At 62.0% G+C, this 19,143-nt stretch carries 19 protein-coding genes, 1 other RNA gene and 1 riboswitch; of the genes, 18 read left to right on the plus strand and 2 right to left on the minus strand.

What is annotated here, in order from left to right; translation table 11 throughout:
- Positions 1–38: 38 nt before the first annotated feature.
- From AB1576_11295 to AB1576_11345, 11 genes are all read left to right on the plus strand, one after another.
- Positions 39–863, plus strand: a complete 825-nt coding sequence (locus AB1576_11295; protein ID MEW6082330.1) for an IclR family transcriptional regulator — start codon at positions 39–41, stop codon at positions 861–863.
- A gap of 232 nt (positions 864–1,095) precedes the next feature.
- Positions 1,096–2,394, plus strand: coding sequence for a glycine/betaine/sarcosine/D-proline family reductase selenoprotein B (locus tag AB1576_11300; GenBank protein MEW6082331.1), 1,299 nt, complete (start codon positions 1,096–1,098; stop codon positions 2,392–2,394).
- A 13-nt stretch (positions 2,395–2,407) separates the two neighbouring features.
- Complete coding sequence (locus AB1576_11305) at positions 2,408–3,703, plus strand: glycine/sarcosine/betaine reductase component B subunit (protein ID MEW6082332.1); 1,296 nt, start codon at positions 2,408–2,410, stop codon at positions 3,701–3,703.
- A gap of 40 nt (positions 3,704–3,743) precedes the next feature.
- Positions 3,744–5,201: a glycine/sarcosine/betaine reductase complex component C subunit beta gene (gene grdC / locus AB1576_11310; GenBank protein ID MEW6082333.1), complete on the plus strand. Its 1,458-nt coding sequence runs from the start codon at positions 3,744–3,746 to the stop codon at positions 5,199–5,201.
- Positions 5,179–5,490, plus strand: a complete 312-nt coding sequence (locus AB1576_11315) for a thioredoxin family protein (GenBank protein ID MEW6082334.1) — start codon at positions 5,179–5,181, stop codon at positions 5,488–5,490. Before grdC ends, AB1576_11315 begins: the two co-directional genes overlap by 23 nt.
- 12 nt (positions 5,491–5,502) lie before the next feature.
- A complete protein-coding gene (grdA, locus tag AB1576_11320; protein ID MEW6082335.1) occupies positions 5,503–5,973 on the plus strand; it encodes a glycine/sarcosine/betaine reductase complex selenoprotein A in 471 nt (156 codons plus the stop codon).
- Positions 5,960–6,424 carry an NAD(P)H-dependent oxidoreductase subunit E gene (locus AB1576_11325; GenBank protein ID MEW6082336.1) on the plus strand — a complete coding sequence of 155 codons (465 nt, stop codon included), beginning with the start codon at positions 5,960–5,962 and terminating at the stop codon, positions 6,422–6,424. Before grdA ends, AB1576_11325 begins: the two co-directional genes overlap by 14 nt.
- Complete coding sequence (locus AB1576_11330) at positions 6,421–8,277, plus strand: NADH-ubiquinone oxidoreductase-F iron-sulfur binding region domain-containing protein (GenBank protein ID MEW6082337.1); 1,857 nt, start codon at positions 6,421–6,423, stop codon at positions 8,275–8,277. The genes AB1576_11325 and AB1576_11330 overlap by 4 nt, the downstream gene beginning before the upstream one ends.
- Positions 8,264–9,103, plus strand: a complete 840-nt coding sequence (locus AB1576_11335) for a 2Fe-2S iron-sulfur cluster-binding protein (protein ID MEW6082338.1) — start codon at positions 8,264–8,266, stop codon at positions 9,101–9,103. The genes AB1576_11330 and AB1576_11335 overlap by 14 nt, the downstream gene beginning before the upstream one ends.
- Positions 9,093–9,380 carry a MoaD/ThiS family protein gene (locus AB1576_11340; protein MEW6082339.1) on the plus strand — a complete coding sequence of 96 codons (288 nt, stop codon included), beginning with the start codon at positions 9,093–9,095 and terminating at the stop codon, positions 9,378–9,380. Before AB1576_11335 ends, AB1576_11340 begins: the two co-directional genes overlap by 11 nt.
- Position 9,381: 1 nt before the next feature.
- A complete protein-coding gene (locus tag AB1576_11345; GenBank protein ID MEW6082340.1) occupies positions 9,382–10,422 on the plus strand; it encodes a DMT family transporter in 1,041 nt (346 codons plus the stop codon).
- 12 nt (positions 10,423–10,434) lie between these two features.
- On the opposite strand, the gene AB1576_11350 is transcribed toward AB1576_11345, so the two are convergent.
- Positions 10,435–10,626, minus strand: coding sequence for a hypothetical protein (locus AB1576_11350; protein ID MEW6082341.1), 192 nt, complete (start codon positions 10,624–10,626; stop codon positions 10,435–10,437).
- A 647-nt stretch (positions 10,627–11,273) separates the two neighbouring features.
- On the opposite strand from AB1576_11350, the gene AB1576_11355 reads away from it, so the two are divergent.
- The 6 genes from AB1576_11355 (at position 11,274) to ssrS (ending at position 17,874) form a co-directional block, all read left to right on the plus strand.
- Complete coding sequence (locus tag AB1576_11355) at positions 11,274–13,451, plus strand: bifunctional (p)ppGpp synthetase/guanosine-3',5'-bis(diphosphate) 3'-pyrophosphohydrolase (GenBank protein MEW6082342.1); 2,178 nt, start codon at positions 11,274–11,276, stop codon at positions 13,449–13,451.
- The gene (gene dtd, locus AB1576_11360; GenBank protein ID MEW6082343.1) at positions 13,448–13,915 is read left to right on the plus strand and encodes a D-aminoacyl-tRNA deacylase; all 468 of its coding nucleotides are present in this window, start codon (positions 13,448–13,450) and stop codon (positions 13,913–13,915) included. The genes AB1576_11355 and dtd overlap by 4 nt, the downstream gene beginning before the upstream one ends.
- On the plus strand, positions 13,912–14,532 hold the full coding sequence (locus AB1576_11365; GenBank protein MEW6082344.1) for an MBL fold metallo-hydrolase: 621 nt from the start codon (positions 13,912–13,914) through the stop codon (positions 14,530–14,532). Before dtd ends, AB1576_11365 begins: the two co-directional genes overlap by 4 nt.
- Positions 14,533–14,592: 60 nt before the next feature.
- Positions 14,593–15,852: a histidine--tRNA ligase gene (gene hisS / locus AB1576_11370; GenBank protein ID MEW6082345.1), complete on the plus strand. Its 1,260-nt coding sequence runs from the start codon at positions 14,593–14,595 to the stop codon at positions 15,850–15,852.
- A complete protein-coding gene (aspS, locus tag AB1576_11375) occupies positions 15,853–17,610 on the plus strand; it encodes an aspartate--tRNA ligase (protein MEW6082346.1) in 1,758 nt (585 codons plus the stop codon). It begins immediately after the preceding gene.
- A gap of 86 nt (positions 17,611–17,696) precedes the next feature.
- Positions 17,697–17,874, plus strand: a non-coding RNA gene (gene ssrS / locus AB1576_11380) — 6S RNA.
- 87 nt (positions 17,875–17,961) lie between these two features.
- Here ssrS and AB1576_11385 read toward each other — a convergent pair.
- Complete coding sequence (locus AB1576_11385; protein MEW6082347.1) at positions 17,962–18,447, minus strand: ECF transporter S component; 486 nt, start codon at positions 18,445–18,447, stop codon at positions 17,962–17,964.
- Positions 18,448–18,562: 115 nt separating this feature from the next.
- Positions 18,563–18,708: riboswitch (FMN riboswitch) on the minus strand.
- A gap of 124 nt (positions 18,709–18,832) precedes the next feature.
- On the opposite strand from AB1576_11385, the gene AB1576_11390 reads away from it, so the two are divergent.
- Positions 18,833–19,143, plus strand: a 311-nt coding sequence (locus AB1576_11390; GenBank protein ID MEW6082348.1) for a transposase, incomplete at its 3' end; no start/stop codon positions are given.

Raw genomic sequence — 19,143 nt, forward strand, 5'->3', positions numbered from 1 at the left:
GTGGCCAGCCCTAGGCCGAACAGGGGAGGGTGGTGTCGGTGGAGGATACGAGACCCAGGGGACACCGTGTCCAATCGGTAGACAGGGCGCTCATGTTGATGGAGGCCCTAGCCTCTGAAGGCAGGCCCATGGGCCTGGTGGAGCTGGCGCAGGCGGTCGGGCTCGAGACCACCACGGTGCACCGTTTGCTTCACACCCTGATAGAACGGGGATTTGTTAGACAAGACAGCGAGAGGGGCAAGTACGAGCTGGGTTTGAAGGCGTTTCACGTGGGTAACGCGGTCACCTACATCGCACAGCTGAGGAAGATCCTCAGGCCGTACCTGGAGAGGCTCGTCCAGGACACGGGGGAGACATCCAACCTCGCTGTCTCGGATGGCTGGGATGGCATCTACATCGAGCAGATACCAGGCTCTCAGTTCCTGAGGATGTCCACCGAGGTGGGCCGGCGGGTGCCACTTCACTCAACGGCTGTAGGCAAGGCGCTCATGGCCTGGCTTCCCCAGGAGGAGATCGAGGCATTCATCAAAAGCAACGGCCTGCGCAGGCTGACGCCCAACACCATCGTGGAGCCCGCCGTTTTCAAGGCGGAGCTGGAGAGGGTAAGGGCCCAGGGCTATACCCTGGACCTGGAGGAGTTCGAGCTGGGGGCTAACTGCATCGGGGCTCCGGTCTTTGGCAAGCGCGGCTCCGTTGTGGCGGCGGTGAGCGTATCCGGTCCCACGGTCCGGTTCAGGTCCGAGGACATGGAGCGGTTCAAGGTTTATGTGTGCCGGTGCGCCTCGGCCATCTCCAAGGAGATGGGCTATGCCTTCGAGTTGCCCAGGCTGTCTTCCAAGGGGTGGGAGATGGTGAGGCCCTAGCGGAGGGACGCGGCAAGGTTTTCTCGAGGCTCTTGCCAAGGAGCACAGAGAAAACGGCCCTGGATCCCGGGGCATGCCGGGCTATTAGGATGGAGCGGGAACAATCGGCGGCAGTGTCAATGGGGGTGGCGATCCCGGGACTGCCGTCACTCGAGTGGCGGCACGGGGCCATGGCCCCGGCATCCCCAAAGTCGCCCTTTCAGGGGGGAGAAGAGTGTCAGAAGTCAGGGTGGTGCACTACGTGAACCAGTTCTTTGGCGGCATCGGGGGAGAGGAGAAGGGAAACCATCCGGTCACGACCAGACAAGGGCCGGTAGGACCAGGCTTGGCCCTCCAGAAAGCCCTTGGAGACGACGCCATGATCGTCGGGACAGTGATTGCGGGAGACAACTACTTCAGCGAGAACCTCGAGGGTACATGCCGGGAGGCGCTGGAGGCCGTCAAGGGGTTCGGGCCGGACGTGCTGGTGGCGGGCCCTGCCTTTGGCGCCGGGCGTTACGGAGTGGCCTGCGGGGCGCTGTGCGAGGCAGCTACCGGGGAGGGCATCCGCTCCGTGACCGCCATGGCCGAGGATAACCCAGCCGTTGGCATCTACCAGAAGACCGTCTTCATAGTCCCGAGCGGGGATTCGGCCGCTGGGATGGGCAAGGTCATGCCAAAGATTGCCCGGCTCGCCCTGAAACTGGTCCGGGAAGGTAGCCTGGGGCCAGCCTTGGCTGAGGGGTACATACCCACGGGTCACCGCTACAACGAGTACGATGACAAGACAGCGGCCGAACGCCTGGTGGCAATGATCCACAAGAAGCTGCGGGGCGAGGCCTTCACAACGGAGATACCGCTGCGGGGCTTCGATGTAGTGCCCCCGGCGCCGCCCTTGGAGGATCTCAGGTCTTTAACGGTAGCCCTGGTAACCGGCGGCGGCATCGTGCCCAAGGGTAATCCGGACAGGCTAAAGCAGGCCTTCTCAACAACTTACGCCTCCTATCGTCTTGACTGCCAGGAGCGCCTGGAGCCCGGTTACTATGAGGGGATCCACGGCGGGTTCGACTGCCTGTGGGCGAACGAGGACCCCAACAGGGTGGTTCCCGTGGACGTCATGCGCGACCTGGAAAGGGAGGGCGTCCTCGGGAGGCTCTTCGAGAGGTTCTTCGTTACCGTTGGTATCGGCACCAACGTGGCCAATGCCAAGCGAATAGGGGAGGGCATAGCACAGGAGCTGAATAGCGCAGGGGTGAGCGCAGCAATCTTCACATCCACGTGAGGGACGTGCACTCGTTGCGTGGCAACGATGACCAAAGAGGCGGAACGTGCTGGCATTCCCTCAGCCCTGATAACGGCGATACCCTCGGTTGCGCTCTCGGTGGGTGCCAGCAGGGTGGTCGTGGGAGGCGGGATCCCGCATCCCACGGGTAACCCGGAGCTTCCGCCCGACAGGGAGAGGGCCTTTCGAAGAAGATGCGTGGAAATGGCCTTGAAGGCCATCCAGTCACCGGCGTCAGGTCCAACTGAGTTCAAGGTGGAACTGGGCTAGGGAGGGGATGCCGTTGCTTCTTGAACGCTATGTATTCGACGTGAAGGACTTGAGGTTTGACAAACCCACTCGCCTGGAGAATGGCACGCTCTACATTGACGGGGCTGGGCTGAAAGAGACCTTATCGTCCATCCCAGGCCTTTCACAGATCGACCTGCACTTGGTCAAGCCCGGTGAGGCATCGAGGATCATCCACGTTCTCGATACGATCATGCCCATGGCCAAGGATGACGGCCGTCAGGCCTACCCGGGTAATCTTGGGCCGCCGGACCTGGTGGGCAACGGGATAACCAGGGTCATGCCATCGGTGGCGGTGATGGAGTGCGCGGCCCTGCCCTGGACGGCCACGGGGCTTCTGTACGCCAGGGAGGCCATGGTTGACATGACTGGCCCTTACGCAGGGTTAAGCCCGTTTTCCGAAACCCTTAACCTAGTGCTGGAGATGGAGCTGGAGGCGGGCAAGTCGGATCCTGAGTACGACCACGCCGTGAGAACGGCGGGCCTGAAGGCGGCTGCCTACGTGGCCCAGGCCATGGCTGGACAGGAGCCCGACAGGGTGGAGCGATACGATACAACGCAAGGCCGGGCAGATGGCCTTCCCTCCATCGCCTATGTCTACCAGGTGCAGAACCAGGGTCCCTACTCCAACACGCTCCTTTATGGCAAGACCGTGGATAACCTGGTGCCCACAGTGCTCGATCCCAACGAGTTGCTGGATGGCGCGCTGGTGAGCGGCAACTACGTGTGGCCTTGCTTTAAGGTTCCCACCTACCTTCATGCGATGTCCCCGGTTGTGCTAGAACTGTACAAGGGCCACGGCAGGGACCACAATTTCGCCGGGGTGGTCTTCAGCAGGGGTCACAACTACTCGCACTTCGACAAGACGCGGTCGGCGAACATCGCGGCCAAGCTGGTACGCCACCTGGGCGCGCAGGCCATGGTCATTACCTGGGAGGGCGGCGGCAATGCCGCCACCGACGCCATGCTGACCATTCAGGCCTGCGAGAAGATGGGCATAAGGTCGGCGGCCATAAGCTTCGAGTTTGGCGGACCTGACGGTACCGAGGGTATCCTCCTGGTGGATGATGTGCCCGAGGCCGATGCCCTCGTTTCGTCGGGCAGCATCGAAAAACCGATTGAACTGCCTAGGGTCGAGAGGGCGGTGGGGGGTCCCTTCCTGAGGCTCAACCGGGAAATGGGCGGTGAGGAGCGAGAGCCTACGGCGGCCATCTCCTTTGATAACACCACATTGATGTACTGTGCGGCGAACCAGACGGGCTTTGGCTGGTTGATCGGCCGTGCGTACTAGGATCGCAGAAGATAGACTTGGAGGGAGCGCTGTAGGGACGATGGTCAAACCGGTGGTAAAGGGAGTATCATATGTGCTCGCCCACGGGCCTGGCTTGGTACGGTATGGATCAAAGCCGGCCAGGGAGTGCCAGAAGGACTCTGGCCTCCTGGGGAGGATCGAAGCCTCGCTCAGGAGCTACGATGAGGTCATCGGTTATCCCCCAAACCAAGTCTTCATCGGCAATGCTCGACCCGAAGACCTGTGGCGAATTGAAAGACCCTGGTGGAAGCATCTTGTGCCCAATGCTCCGCGTCGCGGGCGGTGGGGGGAGATCATACCCGAGGATGAGCTGTACTGCCTCATAAAGGCCGTGGACGATTTCGACCTGGTGAAGCTGGACGAGGGCTTCTTGGCCGGTGGTGCGAGAGAACGATACCTGGCAAGCCCGGTGTGCCGGGAAGGAGATGCCGGAAGGCTCGGGGGTGAATCTGCCCAAGGGGTTGAAAGGGGCCTTGCCGAGGGCCACGCGCTTGCCCTGCGTCACCGCGGGGATGTCGTGGGCCGGGTTTCCCGGGGCCATGACGAGGATGAGACCCTCCAAGCGGCGGTGCTCCTTGAGAACCTCGCCTGCAAGGCTACGGGCGTTGCGGCCCTGAGGCACCTCCTGGCCCAGGACGGGATGCCGGAGCCATCCCGGGTCGGATACGTCATGAACAGCGGTGAAGAGGCGGTGGGCGACCGCTACCAGCGGGGAGGGGGTAACCTGGCCAAGGCGATGGCAGAACGTTCCGGCCTCCTGGAGGCAACCGGGTCAGACATCAAGGCCTTCTGCTGTTCACCAGTACACGCTGTTGTCATGGCTTCGAGCCTGGTAAGTTCCGGCCTGTTCGAAAACGTAATGGTCGTCGGCGGAGGGTCGCTGGCGAAGATGGGGATGAAGTTCAGGGGCCACCTGGCCAGCGGCTACCCCATAATGGAGGATGTGCTCGGGGCGTTCGCGTTGATGGTGAGCGCCGATGACGGCGTAAATCCTGTTGTGAGGCTGGATGGTGTGGGGAGGCACAAGGTGAAATCCGGTTCCTCGCCCCAGCAGATCCTCGAGGCGCTGGTCGTGGAACCGCTCGAACGCTTGGGACTAAGGATGACCGACGTGCCGAAGTACGCCCTGGAGCTGCACAACCCCGAGGTCACCGAACCCGCGGGGAGCGGTGATGTTCCCAGGAACAACTACAGGGCCCTGGCAGGCATGGCAGTGATACGCCGGGAGACGGACAGATCCGGGATGGACAGGTTCGAGGCCTCCCACGGGATGCCTGGGTTCTCGCCGACCCAGGGTCATGTTCCGGCGTCGCTTCCCTTCATGGGCCACGCGCGAGATCGCATCCTGTCAGGGGAACTGGAGAGGGCCATGTTTATAGCCAAGGGGAGCCTCTTTCTGGGGAAGATGACGGGGCTTTCGGACGGCATGTCCTTCCTGGTGGAAAGGAATGGTGATGAGCGTGAAGGAGGTCGATAGGGAGGGTTTCGTCCAGGAGACCGCAGAGGGGACGGTGGTAGTGGACTTCTGGGGCCCTAGATGCGCCCCGTGCCTGGCCTTGATGCCAGTGGTAGAGGAGTTGGCTAGCCAGCTGGAGGGTAAGGTCAGGTTCCTAAAGGTTGACTCGTCCAAGAACCGGAGGCTGTGCGTGGATCTTGGGGTCATGAGCCTTCCCACATTCCTCGCCTACAGGGACGGGCAGGAGGTTGAGAGGCTTACAGGGCATGTAGATGCCAGGTCCTTGAGGGAAATGGTTCAACGTCTCTAGGAGGTGACGGCAATGGTGCTCGGAGGAAAGAAGATCATCTGCATTGGAGAGCGAGACGGCGTGCCGGCGCCAGCTATGGCTGAGTGTGTCGCCAGTGCTGGTGCCCAGGTAGTCCTGGCTTTAACCCAGTGTTTTGTGTGAACGGCCGCAGGAGCCATGGACCTGGAGGATCAGGGGACCATCAAGCGAGTCGCCGAGGAACACGCCGGGGATAACCTGGTGGTGATACTCGGATCCCCCACTAGTGAGGCCGCGGAGATATACGCGGAGACGGTAACTGTGGGAGACCCCACCTACGCGGGTCCATTGGCCGGAGTCTCGTTGAGACTCCCCGTATATCATATCCTGGAGCCGGAGATAAAGGCTGAGATCGACCCGGATACCTACGACAAGCAGGTAGGCATGATGGAACTGGTGCTGGATACCGAAGGGATCACTAAGGCGATGAAGATGGCGAGGGAGAGGCATCTTGGCCAGGCCTAACAGCACGCTATCCTCCCAGGGTATCGCTTCCGGCCCGAGGCCGGGGGCCGTCCTGGCTGCCCTCCACGACCTTCAGGAGCGCCACGGCTACCTTCCTGAGGACGGGCTGCGAGCGGCGGCGAAGGGCCTGGGGGTGCCGCTAGGCCAGGTGTTCTCCGTGGCTGCCTTCTATGATGGCTTCCGCCTGGAACCCAGGGGACGATGCCTCGTCGAGGTCTGCCAAGGAACGGCATGCCATGTGCGGGGGGCGGACGGGGTAGCCAGGGCCTTTCAGGATGAGACGGGCGCCCCTGTGGGGGGTTCAAGCGAGGATATGGCCTACTCCGTGGAGAACGTTCGGTGCATAGGCTGCTGCAGCCTGGCTCCTGTCGCCAGGATCGACGGCCAGGTGTTCGCTAGGCTTACGCCCAAGAAGGCCCGTAGCCTGGTAAGGAGGGAGGCGCCCCAGTGACCTGGGATCTTGCAGAGCTCCGGGAGGAGGGGCTCAGGAGCCTGTATCCTGGCATCCCCAGGATCGGTGTTGGCACGTCCACGTGTGGAAGGGCTGCCGGGGCGGGTGATGTGTACCAGGCGCTGGTGGAGGCGGGCCAAGACAGGGTCCAGGTCAAGGAGGTGGGCTGCGCCGGTTACTGCCAGGTAGAGCCTGTGGTGACCGTGCACGTGCCGGGAAGGGCCAGGGTGGTCTTTCACACAGTTTGTCCCTCGATGGCTCCGGCCATGGTATCCTGGGCGCTGGGATCATCTGGCCCCCTAGACCCTGTCGCCGAGATGGAGTCGGATGGTCTGGCGCCAGGCGCCGAGCGCAGGCTGGGTCGGGGATGGGGGCTTTCGCCCCTGCGTGACCTGGACTTCTATCGCGGGCAGAACAGGCTTGTCATGAGGAACTGCGGGATTATAGACCCCTCAAGCCTGCCCGAGTACGTTGCTGTGGGCGGGTTTGCCTCCCTGGTTATGGCGCTGGGACGGCCTCCCGAGGAGATCCTGGAGGAAATCACTGCGTCCGGCCTTAGGGGGAGGGGAGGCGCAGGTTTTCCCACGGGATATAAGTGGCAGGCGACGAGGTCGGTGCCCAGCGAGGACAGGTACGTGATATGCAATGCCGATGAGGGTGATCCAGGCGCCTACATGGACAGGGGGCTCCTTGAGTCAGATCCCTTCGCGGTACTGGAGGGGCTCATCATCGCCGCCTACGTGGTGGGCGCCCATACGACGATCATCTATGTTAGGGCTGAATACCCATTGGCAGTAGCCAGGCTAGAGTCGGCCATCGAATCGGCCCGGATGGCAGGGCTTACCGGTCCATCCATCCTCGGAACGGGCTTTGGCGTTGATATAATACTGGTAAAGGGAGCGGGCGCCTACGTTTGCGGGGAGGAGACGGCGCTCATAGCCTCGGTGGAGGGAAGGCCTGGGGAGCCCAGGCCCAGACCACCCTTCCCCGCCCAGAAGGGGCTTTGGGGCAGGCCCACCGTGATCAACAACGTTGAGACACTCGCCAACGTCCCGGCGGTGCTGGCGATGGGGAAGGACAGGTTCCGTTCCTTTGGTACCGAGGCATCCCCCGGGACTAAGGTGTTCAGCCTTGTGGGTGATGTTCGAAACGCGGGGCTGGTGGAGGTGGAGATGGGTACGCCGCTTGAGGCCTTAATGGCAATGGGTGGGGTCGACGCCTCCAGTGTCAAGGCGGTGCAGACAGGCGGGCCGTCAGGCGGTGTGATCCCCGGTTCCATGCTGGATCTGCCGGTTGACTACGAGGCCCTCGCCAGGGCGGGGAGCATCATGGGCTCCGGCGGCCTGGTTGTGATGGGACACACCGCATGCATGGTGGATGTGGCTCGGTACTTCCTGGGCTTCGCGGCACAGGAAGCCTGCGGCAAGTGCACTCCCTGCAGGGAAGGGATGGCCAGGATGAGGGGGGTCCTCGACAGACTCGTGGAAGGGAGTGGGCGACCAGGTGACCTGGAGACCCTGGAGGAATGGGCGCTGGCCGTGAAGGATGCGTCCCTGTGCGGCCTTGGGCAGAACACCCCGAACCCTGTGTTGACTACCCTGAGGCACTTCGCTGGCGAATATGAGGCACACCTGGAGGGCCACTGCCTCGCAGGCGTGTGCCGGGCGCTGATCAGATACCACATTGACACGGCTCGTTGTCTAGCCTGCGGGGTGTGCCAGGACGAGTGCGCCGCGGGTGCCGTTTTAGGCGAAGAGGAGCGGCTGATAGACCCGGACCGCTGCATCCGTTGCGGGTCGTGCAAAGAGGTATGCCCGGCGGAGGCGATCAGCATTGGCAATGGACATCGATGACCGCGAGGTCCCCTGGGAAGAAGGACAGACTGTGCTCGAGGCCGCAAGGCGGGGAGGCATAGAGATACCCACCCTCTGCCACCACCCGGGCCTTGAGCCCTATGGCGCGTGCAGGGTTTGCCTGGTAGAGATCGTGGACGGCGGGCGGAAGGGCCTCTCTGCTTCCTGTTGCCTAGCGGCTGCCGACGGCCTCCGGGTGGTGACATCCTCCGACAGGGTGCTGAGGGCCCGCCGCGTGGTGGTGGGGTTCCTGCTGGACAGGCTACCCCCCTCAAGCCCCCTGCGGTCGCTGGCCCCTTCCCTGAGGGTGAGCCCTGCTCCAGACGAGACAGGCCAGGATGATTGCGTAGCCTGCGGGCGTTGCATGAGGGCGTGCGCTGCCGTGGGCAGGCATGCCATCTCCTTTGCCTGGCGCGGCACCCGGAGGCGGCCTGTGACCCCCTTCGAGGCCTCCTCGCCAGACTGCGTGGGATGCACCGCCTGTGCCCAGGTCTGTCCCACCGGAGCCATAAGGGCTGAGGCTGGCAATGATTCGATGCTTCTTGATCGGTGGAAGACCAGGGTTCCCCTGGTGTTGTGCCAGGCCTGCGGTCAAGCCGCAGGTCCGGAGCCACTCTTGGCTCGGGCCGGGGACCTTCACCAGCAGGTCTACTTGTGCGCGGCATGCCGCCGGCGCCATGCCGTGCGCTTTGGCAGCGGTTGGCCCGTCCGGCGGGCAGCCGGTCCATCATGGCCGGGGGCGACTCCCTGTCTCCCCTCTTCTGCCCCGGGGCACAGGCCGGTAGCCATCGTTGCGCACCTGCGGGGGTGTTCAGGTGAGAGTTGAGATCTGTTTCTGCGGACCCTTCGCCGAGCGGGCGGGCAGGGACCGACTCGTGGTGGACCTGGCGGATGGCGCGACGATCAGCGATTTGATCAAGTCCATCGGGGAAAGGGTGGAACCTGCGTTTAACGAAGCCTTTCTGGAGCGCCTCGGGTCCGGAGGAGCCCTTCTGAGGCTTCTTCTTCACAATGGCAGACACGTGTGCCGGCCCTCTGGTCTCCTGACGCGGCTATCCCACGGTGACCGCATAACGCTGGTGCCTCCCATGGAGGGTGGCTAACGTGGCAGGGGGCGACATGAAGCCAAAGCATGGCACATCAGGGGCAAGCAGGCTCGAGCCCGGGGACAGGTGGGCCGTCCTCTCCATGCTCTCATCGGCCGGGGGGACCCTCTTTGACCGGATGGCCTCGGTTTCCGCGGACCCCTTCGTCGGGTCGCTCATCAAGGTGGTGCCCACCTTTGTGTTCTCAGGGCTAGCCCTTGCCGCTGGCGGGACACGCCACTTCGGGCGAGCGTGGCCGCGATCTCCAGGTTTCGCCGGCAACAGCGCTGTGCTCCCAACCGTCGCCTGTGGCATCCTCTCCCAGGGCCTTGCCTTCCCCATGCTCCTGGCAGCCCTCCGTTACGGAGGCGCCTTCCTGGTCACACCCATGGTGCACGGCGCAGTGTTGTGGGCTGCGATAACCAGCCACTTCCTGCTGGATGACAGGCTAGACCGGAGGATGCTGGTGGGATGCGTCATGCTGGCGGCCGGCCTAGGCTGCATGGCCGCCGGGCAGGCTATGGGTATCCCAGTCAGCCATCGCTGGGTTGAGGGTATGTGGCTGGGGCTTGGGGTCGGCCTCATCTATGGTGTGGCAGGGACGCTCCGGCGCTGGAGTCTCCTTCACGGGCTCCGGGTTGGAGATGCCCTGTTTCTCAGGTCCGGCGGAGGCTTGGCGTCGCTTGGGGTCTGGTGGCTGGTCTTGGGGAAGACGGAGGCAGCCCGGGGGATCCCCTTTCCTGTCATCGCCATACTGCTGGGCTCCGGAGGCTTCGCGCTCCTCTATGACTACTTCACAACGAGCGCCTGGGGCAAGACCACCATCGCGAAGGCTGGCAGCATCACGTCGTTGAGCACGCCACTGGTGGCCTTGGTTTCCTGGGGGTTCCTGGGAGAGCGGGTGAACCTGCTCATGTGCGTAGGCCTCGTCATGAGCGTGCTGGGGGCCTGGGTGGTTCACCGGGGAAAGGGCGAGCCTCACGGAGGAGGCGGCGGGGTTTCTCCCGACAGGACCGGCCCGGTCTCCCATGGCCCAGCACTGTCGGAGCGAATGAGTTGAGGGCCCATTGACCTAGCCAGTTACCGCACGCCCTTGCTTCAGGGACTGGTCAATGGCTTCGATGACGTGAAGCGGGAGTCCAGAGAGGTTCAGGATCAGCCTGTGCCTGTTCTGACCGGTCTCGGGATCCCGGTAGGACTCAGCGAGGTGGTATTGATAGTAGCGTTTCTTGGCCTTGGTGTTCCAGGACTTTTTGACAAACACAGCGGCACCCCTGTAGACTATTCTACCTCACTCTATAGCCAGTGACAATGCATAATAATCAAAGGGTAGTATAGACTACGATCTTTCAAATAATATCATCCCTGCCCCAGCATAAGGCCCCTTATGGCGATGAACAGGGGGGTGAAGTTAGGCTAGAGCGACCCGCACCTTGCCCCTGTGACCCTGTTTGCCCCACCTCTTCTCGAGGCACCCTGAGGTACACTTGGGAAGGCACCCCTAACCATAAGCCAAAATGACTATCAATCTTGTTCAGGACGGTCTCCCGCTGGGCCGGGCCTGTAGCTATGCTATACAAGACAAACTTACAGCCTTGCCTGGATGATGTATCTTTACCGGTGGCAACCTGAACTCTTTGCCCACCTGCTATCAGCCCGCATAACCGGCCAAATTGTCACTTATGCTGGCCTAACTTGATAGCCATCTAAGCCAATGACAGCGGGGCTGGCGAGGCAGGCCAGGGCTTACCCCAAGGCGATAAGAGGAACGCAGAACAGGGGTATTCTACGAACCCACCCTTGGCAGTTCCCGGAACAGAGGATTATTGTGTTATGTCTATGCATGCCCTCTGCAGGAGGTCCTCAAATTGTGATACAATGTAACAAAGCCGTTAGGGGGTTGGTCAATCCGTGACAGTCCTGGACCTCCTCAAGTCCGCCCCCTCGGGCACCTCGTCGGACCTGCGCCTTATAGAAAGGGCCTACGAGTTTGCCCGGGAGGCTCATAACGGGCAGTACAGGGATTCGGGTGAGGAATACATAGAGCACCCCCTGTGTGTCGCTGCCATCCTGGCGGAGCTGGAGCTGGACGCGGCCTCAATAGCCGCGGGGCTCCTTCACGACGTTGTGGAGGACACCAAGGTCAGCCTTGACCAGCTGGAGAAGGAGTTTGGATCGGAGATCGCCCTCCTAGTGGATGGCGTTACCAAATTGGGCCGCCTGGAGTATCGGTCCCAGGAGGAGGTCCAGGCCGAGAACCTGCGCAAGATGTTCCTGGCCATGGCTAAGGACATAAGGGTGATCATCATAAAGCTCGCAGACAGGCTGCACAACATGAGGACCCTCAATCACCTGTCCTCCTCCCGCCAGATCGAGATAGCCAACGAGACCCTGGACATCTACGCCCCCCTGGCTCACAGGCTTGGGATGTGGCGTTTCAAGTGGGAGATGGAGGACCTTGCCTTCCGCCACAAGAGCCCTCAGGAGTATGCGCAGGTGGTGGAGAAGGTTGCCCGCCAGCAGAAGGACCGGGAGGGCTTCATCCAAGAGGTCATCAGGGACCTCAAGGAGAGGATGGATGACGCGGAGATCGAGGCGGACATCCAGGGCAGGGCAAAGCACTACCACAGCATATACCGGAAGATGTTAAAGCAGCAAAAGGACATCTCCGAGATATATGACCTGATGGCCTTCAGGATAATAGTTGATACCGTTAAGGACTGCTATGCGGTCCTGGGACTAGCCCACTCCCTATGGAAGCCCATCCCCGGCCGGTTCAAGGACTACATTGCCATGCCCAAGTCCAACATGTACCAGTCCCTTCACACAACCGTCATCGGGCCCCGGGGAGACCCATTTGAGGTGCAGATAAGGACCTGGGAGATGCACCGTACCGCCGAGTACGGGATCGCCGCCCACTGGCGCTACAAGGAGGAGTCTCCAGGGGACCGGGAGTTTGACAAGAAACTCTCCTGGATGCGGCAGGTCTTGGAATGGCAGCGGGACATGAGGGATGCCCGGGAGTTCATGGAGTCCCTGCGGATCGACCTCTTCTCCGACGAGGTATTCGTGTTCACGCCCAAGGGCGATGTGATGGACCTGCCGGCAGGGGCCACCCCGATAGACTTTGCCTACTCCATCCATACGGAGGTGGGACATCGCTGCGTAGGGGCCAAGGTGAACGGCAGAATCGTACCCCTGGACTACAAGCTCCAGAACGGCGAGATAGTGGAGATCCTCACCAGCAAGCAGTCACCAGGCCCCAGCGCGGACTGGCTGAAGGTAGTCAAGACCTCCGGGGCCAAGAACCGGATACGCCAGTGGTTCAAGCGGGAGAGGCGGGATGAGAACATTGCCCGGGGGCGGGAACTCCTGGAGAAGGAGGTCAAGCGCCAGGGCTTTGATGTTCATGACTTCACTGCTGACCACTACATGGAGGCTGCGGCCAGGAAGCTGAACCTGCAGTCCCCGGAGGATCTCCTGGCTGCCATAGGGTACGGGGGCTTCACTGCGGGAGCGGTCACCAGCAAGATCAGGGAAGAGTGGAAGAAGGATCACGTGCCCGTTCCGCTCTTGCCCGATGACAAGGAGGCAAAGCCTGCCCCGGGGGCGCCCGGGGAGGGAGTACGGGTCAAGGGGGTAACCAACCTCCTGGTAAAGTTCGCCCGTTGCTGTAACCCGGTCCCTGGAGACCCCATAATAGGTTACATAACCCGGGGGCGAGGCCTCACCATACACCGCATGGACTGCCCCAACGTCACCGATTTCGTGGATGACCAGGACCGCCTGATGGAAGTGGGCTGGGACGATACCGCCCACGCGGTGTATCCAGTGGAGCTCGAGGTAGACGCCGCAGACAGGCCTGGACTCCTGTCTGATGTGGCCCATATCCTGTCGGATGCTGGTGTGAACGTTACCTCGGCGAAGGTCATGACATCCAAGCGGAAAAAGATGGCCATCTTCCGGCTGGTCCTGGAGATCCGGGACCTGAAGCAGCTGGAAACCCTGCGCCGGCAGATCTCCAAGATACCAGACGTGCTGGAGGTGCGCCGGGTTACGAAGGAAATTACAGGGAGGAACAGTACTTGAGGGCGGTGATCCAGCGGGTTTCCCGAGCCAGCGTGCGCGTGGATGACCAGGTGGTAGCAGAGGTAGGCAGGGGCTTCCTGGTGCTCCTGGGGGTGAGGTCCGAGGACACCCTGGCGAATGTGTCGTACCTGGCGGAGAAAGTGGCCTGTTTGCGGGTGTTTGAGGATGAAGCGGGCAGGATGAATCTTGGCCTTCATGAGGTGGGTGGCGAGGTGCTGGCCATTTCCCAGTTCACGCTGTACGGGGATACCCGGAAGGGGAGAAGGCCCAGTTTCACGCAGGCCGCTTGCCCCGAGGAGGCCAGGCCTCTTTACGAGGGCTTCGTGGAGGCCCTGCGAAAGCGGGGTGTGCCGGTGAAGGTGGGCGTCTTTGGAGCCCACATGATGGTGAGACTGGAGAACGACGGTCCCGTGACCCTCATCCTTGACACGGGTGAGGCGGGCCCGGGGAGGAGAGAGCGATGAAACTGGACATGGTGGCTGTGGGGGCTTTCCAGGCCAACTGCTACATCTTGGGCTGCGAGAGGACAAAGGAGGGCCTGGTGATTGACCCAGGCAGCGAACCCAAGCGAATCCTTGATATGGTGGCAAGGATGGGACTGAGGGTGACCACCATAGTGAACACTCACGCGCACGTTGACCACATTGGTGCCAACCTGGAGGTCAAGAACGCGACAGGGGCAGACCTTCTCATACACGAGGCAGACGAGCCTTACACGAAAAGCTCCCTCAAGAACCTCACCCTTCTTTCGCCCTTCTCGGCCAAGCCGGGCCAGCCGGACCGGCTGCTCAAGGAGGGGGACAGCGTACTTGTGGGCCAGGAGATATCGCTGGAGGTAATCCACACCCCTGGCCACACCCCTGGGGGGATCTGCCTCTACGGTGATGGCATCCTGTTTACCGGTGATACCCTCTTTTCGGGTTCCATAGGCAGGACCGACCTTCCCGGGGGCAACCTCGAGACGCTTATCGCATCCATCAGGGAGAAGCTACTCATACTGCCTGAGGATACCCTGGTGTACCCGGGTCATGGGCCGTCCTCCACCATCGGGGACGAGAGGTCCTCGAACCCCTTCCTGTGAGGTTGCCCACAGGCTACGTGCTGTGTAGAATATACCCAAAAGCGCCAGGAGGCGGCGTTCATGTTGATTAGCAGGCCCAGGGGCACCAACGACATCCTCCCGGGGGATGCCGGCAAGTGGCGGCACGCTGAGGCGACCTTCCGGGAGGTGTGCCGGCGCTACTCCTACGGGGAGATCAGGACCCCTGTTTTCGAGCACACAGAGCTCTTCCAAAGGGGCGTAGGCGAGAGCACCGATATTGTCCAGAAGGAAATGTACACATTCACGGACCGGGGCAATCGCAGCATTACCCTGAAGGCCGAGGGTACTGCGCCCACGGTCAGGGCCTACCTGGAAAACAAACTTCACGCAGATCCCCAGCCGGTGAAGATGTTCTACATATGCCCCATCTTCCGCTACGAGCGGCCCCAGGCAGGCCGGCTCAGGCAGCACCACCAGCTGGGGGTTGAGGCGATAGGCTCGGCCCAGCCCTCGGTGGACGTGGAGACCATTGCCCTTGCCATGGACTTCTTCGAGATGGTGGGTCTTCGCGGCCTTGAGGTGAGACTGAACAGCATTGGCTGCCCCCGGTGCCGGTCGGCATACCGGGAGCGCCTGGTGAAGTACCTCTCCGCTAAGGAGGGGCTCTGCCCGGACTGCTCCCGCCGGCTTGTCCAGAACCCCCTCAGGGTTCTTGACTGCAAGCGGCCGGAGTGCCGGGCCCTGGTACAGGACTCGCCTGCCATGGGGGATTACCTCTGCGATGAGTGTAGCGTCCACTTGGCCCATGTCCAGGAGTACCTTGGAGGGCTCCAGGTGCCCTTCGACCTTGACCCACACCTGGTGAGGGGCTTGGACTACTACACCCGCACTGTGTTCGAGATCGTCCACGGCGCCCTGGGGGCCCAGGGCAGCGTGTGTTCGGGAGGGCGTTACGATGGACTCGCCCAGGAGTGTGGCGGCCCCCCCACCCCTGGGGTGGGCTTCGGGCTGGGTATCGAGAGGCTCATCATGGCCCTGGAGGGGAGCGGCGTTAGCCTTCCCGGCCAGGAGGAGGCCCAGTGCTTCGTGGCGATGGCCGGTGACAGGGGCTGCGACGCAGTGACCCTGGTCAGGGATATCCGGCGCCACGGCATCCAGGCGGAGATGGATCACATGGACAGGAGCCTCAAGGCCCAGATGCGTCACGCAGGGAGGCTCGGGGTCCGGTACACAGTCATAGTGGGAGATGAGGAAGCCATAAAAAGGCGGGCCTTGGTGAAGGAGATGGCCTCTGGCCAGCAGGAAGAGGTGCCCTTTGACAAGGTGGGCTCCTTCATAGCGGAAAGGATTGGTGTTTAGATGGAGCATCTCAAGCGCACCCACCGCTGCGGGGACCTCAGTCGTTCCCAGGCCGGGGAGATGGTCGGGGTCACGGGCTGGGTGCACCGCTCAAGGGATCACGGTGGGCTGATCTTTGTTGATGTCAGGGACCGGAGCGGGATCGTCCAGGCGGTGTTCAGCCCCGATGTGGACGGGAATACCTTCAATATGGCCAAGGAGCTCCGGTCCGAGTACGTGGTGGCCCTGGAGGGCAGGCTTGACCTGAGGCCGGAGGGCAGGATAAACGCTGCCCTGGAAACAGGGGAGGTGGAGATCTACGTCGACCGTTGCGAGATCCTCAACCCCGCCAGGACGCCCCCCTTCCCCATAAACGAGAACACCGAGGTGGAGGAGGCGCTTCGCCTCCAGTACCGGTACCTTGACTTGAGGCGCCAGATGCTCCAGAAGAGCATTGCCTTTCGCCACCGCGTGGTGAAGGCGGTAAGGGACTTCTACGACTCTAGGGGGTTCTACGAGATCGAGACCCCGGTCCTGACCAGGAGCACCCCTGAGGGTGCCCGGGACTACCTAGTGCCGAGCCGGGTGAACCCTGGCCGCTTCTACGCGCTGCCCCAGTCGCCCCAGCTCTTCAAGCAACTCCTGATGGTGGGCGGGATGGAGCGCTACTTCCAGGTGGTGCGCTGCTTCCGGGACGAGGACCTCAGGGCTGACCGGCAGCCGGAGTTCACACAGGTAGACGTGGAGATGGCCTTCGTGGATATGGAGGATGTCATCCAGGGGACCGAGGAGATGCTCCAGTACGTCATCCATACCACGCTGGGAATTGACGTTCCCCTTCCATTCCCTCGCATAACCTACGACGAGTCCATGCTCAGGTACGGCACGGACAGGCCGGACCGGCGCTATGGGATGGAGATTTACGACCTGGCCGGTGTGTTCCAGGGGACTGGCTTCAGGGTGTTCCAGGAGGCACTTGCCAGTGGAGTGGTCCGGGGTTTCAGGGTGAAGGGAGGGGGTAGGTTCTCCCGCCGGGAGCTGGATGAGACGGTGGCCAGGGCCCAGGATCTGGGCGCCAGCGGCCTCCTGTGGTTCGTCTTCGAGGATGAGCAGGTCAGGTCACCCACGGTGAAGTTCCTCTCCGAGGGGGAGCTGGGGCGTCTCCGGGCAGTCCTGGACGCCGTTCCTGGAGACCTGGGCTTGGTGGTGGCCGGCCCGGAGGGTGTGGTAGCACCTGTCCTGGGTTCCCTCAGGGTCGAAATGGCCGCCAGGCTTGACCTGCGCAGGGAGGGCCTAGGGTTCACCTGGGTTACCGACTTCCCACTCCTGGAGTTCAGTGAGGAGGAAGGGAAGTACGTCTCGGTGCATCACCCCTTCACGGCCCCCAGGGACGCCGACCTGCCGGCGCTTGAGGGCAGCCCCGGACTGGTCAGGGCCAAGTCCTATGACGTTGTCCTCAACGGGGTGGAGCTGGGTGGAGGCAGCATCCGGATCCACAAGCGGGGTGTCCAGGAACAGGTATTCCGGGCCCTGGGCATGGGGGATGAGGAGGCCAGGGAGAAGTTCGGCTACCTTCTGGATGCCTTCGAGTACGGCACACCTCCTCACGGAGGCATTGCCCTGGGACTGGACAGGATGGTGATGCTCCTCAACGGAAACGATAGCATCAGGGACGTGATTGCCTTTCCCAAGACGGCCAAGGCCAGTTGTCTCATGACCGGTGCTCCGTCCCCCGTGGGAGAACGCCAGCTCCGGGAATTACACTTGCGCTTGACTTGAATCTTCCCAAATATAACCGGCCTGCGGGATGCCTGGTTCCTTGAAGGCCGCCCCTGCCTGTGATATGATGTAGCCAGCATAAGGGATTAGCCCTGCTGTGTGCGTGTAAAATCGGTGAGTTAAAGCCAACACCACGACAAAGGGAGCCCGGGCTCCGGCTTCGGCGCATAGGCCCGCGAAGGGACATGTAAGGTAGTCGGGAGGGCACCCACCTGCTCAGAGCAGGTTTCAACTCGCTGAAGTTCACGGCACAGTGGGGTTGTCCGTTGTACGGGCAGTATTCTCCAGGAAATGTCGAAGCGGACCGCATGCGCGGAAGGCCTGCGGTCCGCCGACCCTGTGATGCCAGATCTAGCGTGACTTCACCCGCGAGCGAAGTGCCGTGGCCCCCAGCAGCGCTATCACTATCCCGGCGCCGGTCTGGACCAGGTTCCCGTAGAGCTCGATGACCACCGCCTCGGGGCTATACAGCACGGAAGTGACCAGTCCGTAACCTCCGATGGTGACCAAGGCGCCCACGGCCATGGCCCCTGCCAGGCCCAGGGTATTCCCGGCCTTCCGGGCCAGCCTCCCCACCAGGTAGCCTGTGAGCCCTTTGATAACGAGGGTCCACGGGGCCCACACCGCGAAGCCTCCGATGAGGTCTGCTCCAGAAGAGCCGATTGCCCCCACCAGGGCGCCGGTGACGGGCCCAAAGAGCCAAGCGGCAAGGTAGATTATGCCGTCCCCCAGGTGGTAGTAGCCGAAGGGCCCTGGCACCTTGAAAAAAAGCGTAGCCACGCAGGTCATGGAGCCCATCAGTCCCACCACAGCCAGATCCCGAGTAGTGAACCTCATACAGATCCCCACCTCTCCCAGAGAGATTCGGTGCCAGGGGATCACAAAAAGCCCCGGCTTGCCGCCGGGGCCGCGTCCTTTGAGGTGCACGAAAACCAGGGGCTGTGTCCTCGCCAGACGCCTCCTCCCATTCAGACTATACTGTCGGCCCCGGATTCTCACCGGCTCAAACGCTGAGGCTGATGGGCTCGTCCTCCCGGAGGAGGCATCACCACCGGTCAGGAATTGGGGTTGTCCCCTCACCTTGCCCCGAAGGCACCTGCCAGTATTGTAGCACACGCGGGCGATTGATGTAAGGGGTCGCAATCACTAACCTATAATGCTACCCAAAGAGGAGTGGCTCACTCGCGACAGAATGTTACCGCGACGGGGGGTCTTAGTGAGGATGTCAGTGAGCAGCCGTAAAGAGTACTTGGAGAAGATGCATGAACGGTACTGCAAGACCGGGAGTCAATCAGCCAAGACTGCCATGATAGACGAAGTAGTGAATGTGCTTGGCTATCACAGAAAACACGCTATTCGGGTTCTCAACGGGATGCTCCCTGGCAGGCGGCCTTCGGTTAAGCGCAGAAGACAGGTCAAGTATCTTGAGTCTCTCCCTGCCATCCAGTTAGTCTGGGAAGCTTTGGACTATCCATGTGCCGAAAGACCTCATCCGGTTTTGGCAAAAACCGCTCAGATACTGGCCTCTCATGG

Source organism: Bacillota bacterium, assembly GCA_040754315.1.
Lineage (GTDB): Bacteria > Bacillota > Sulfobacillia > DUSP01 > JBFMCS01 > JBFMCS01.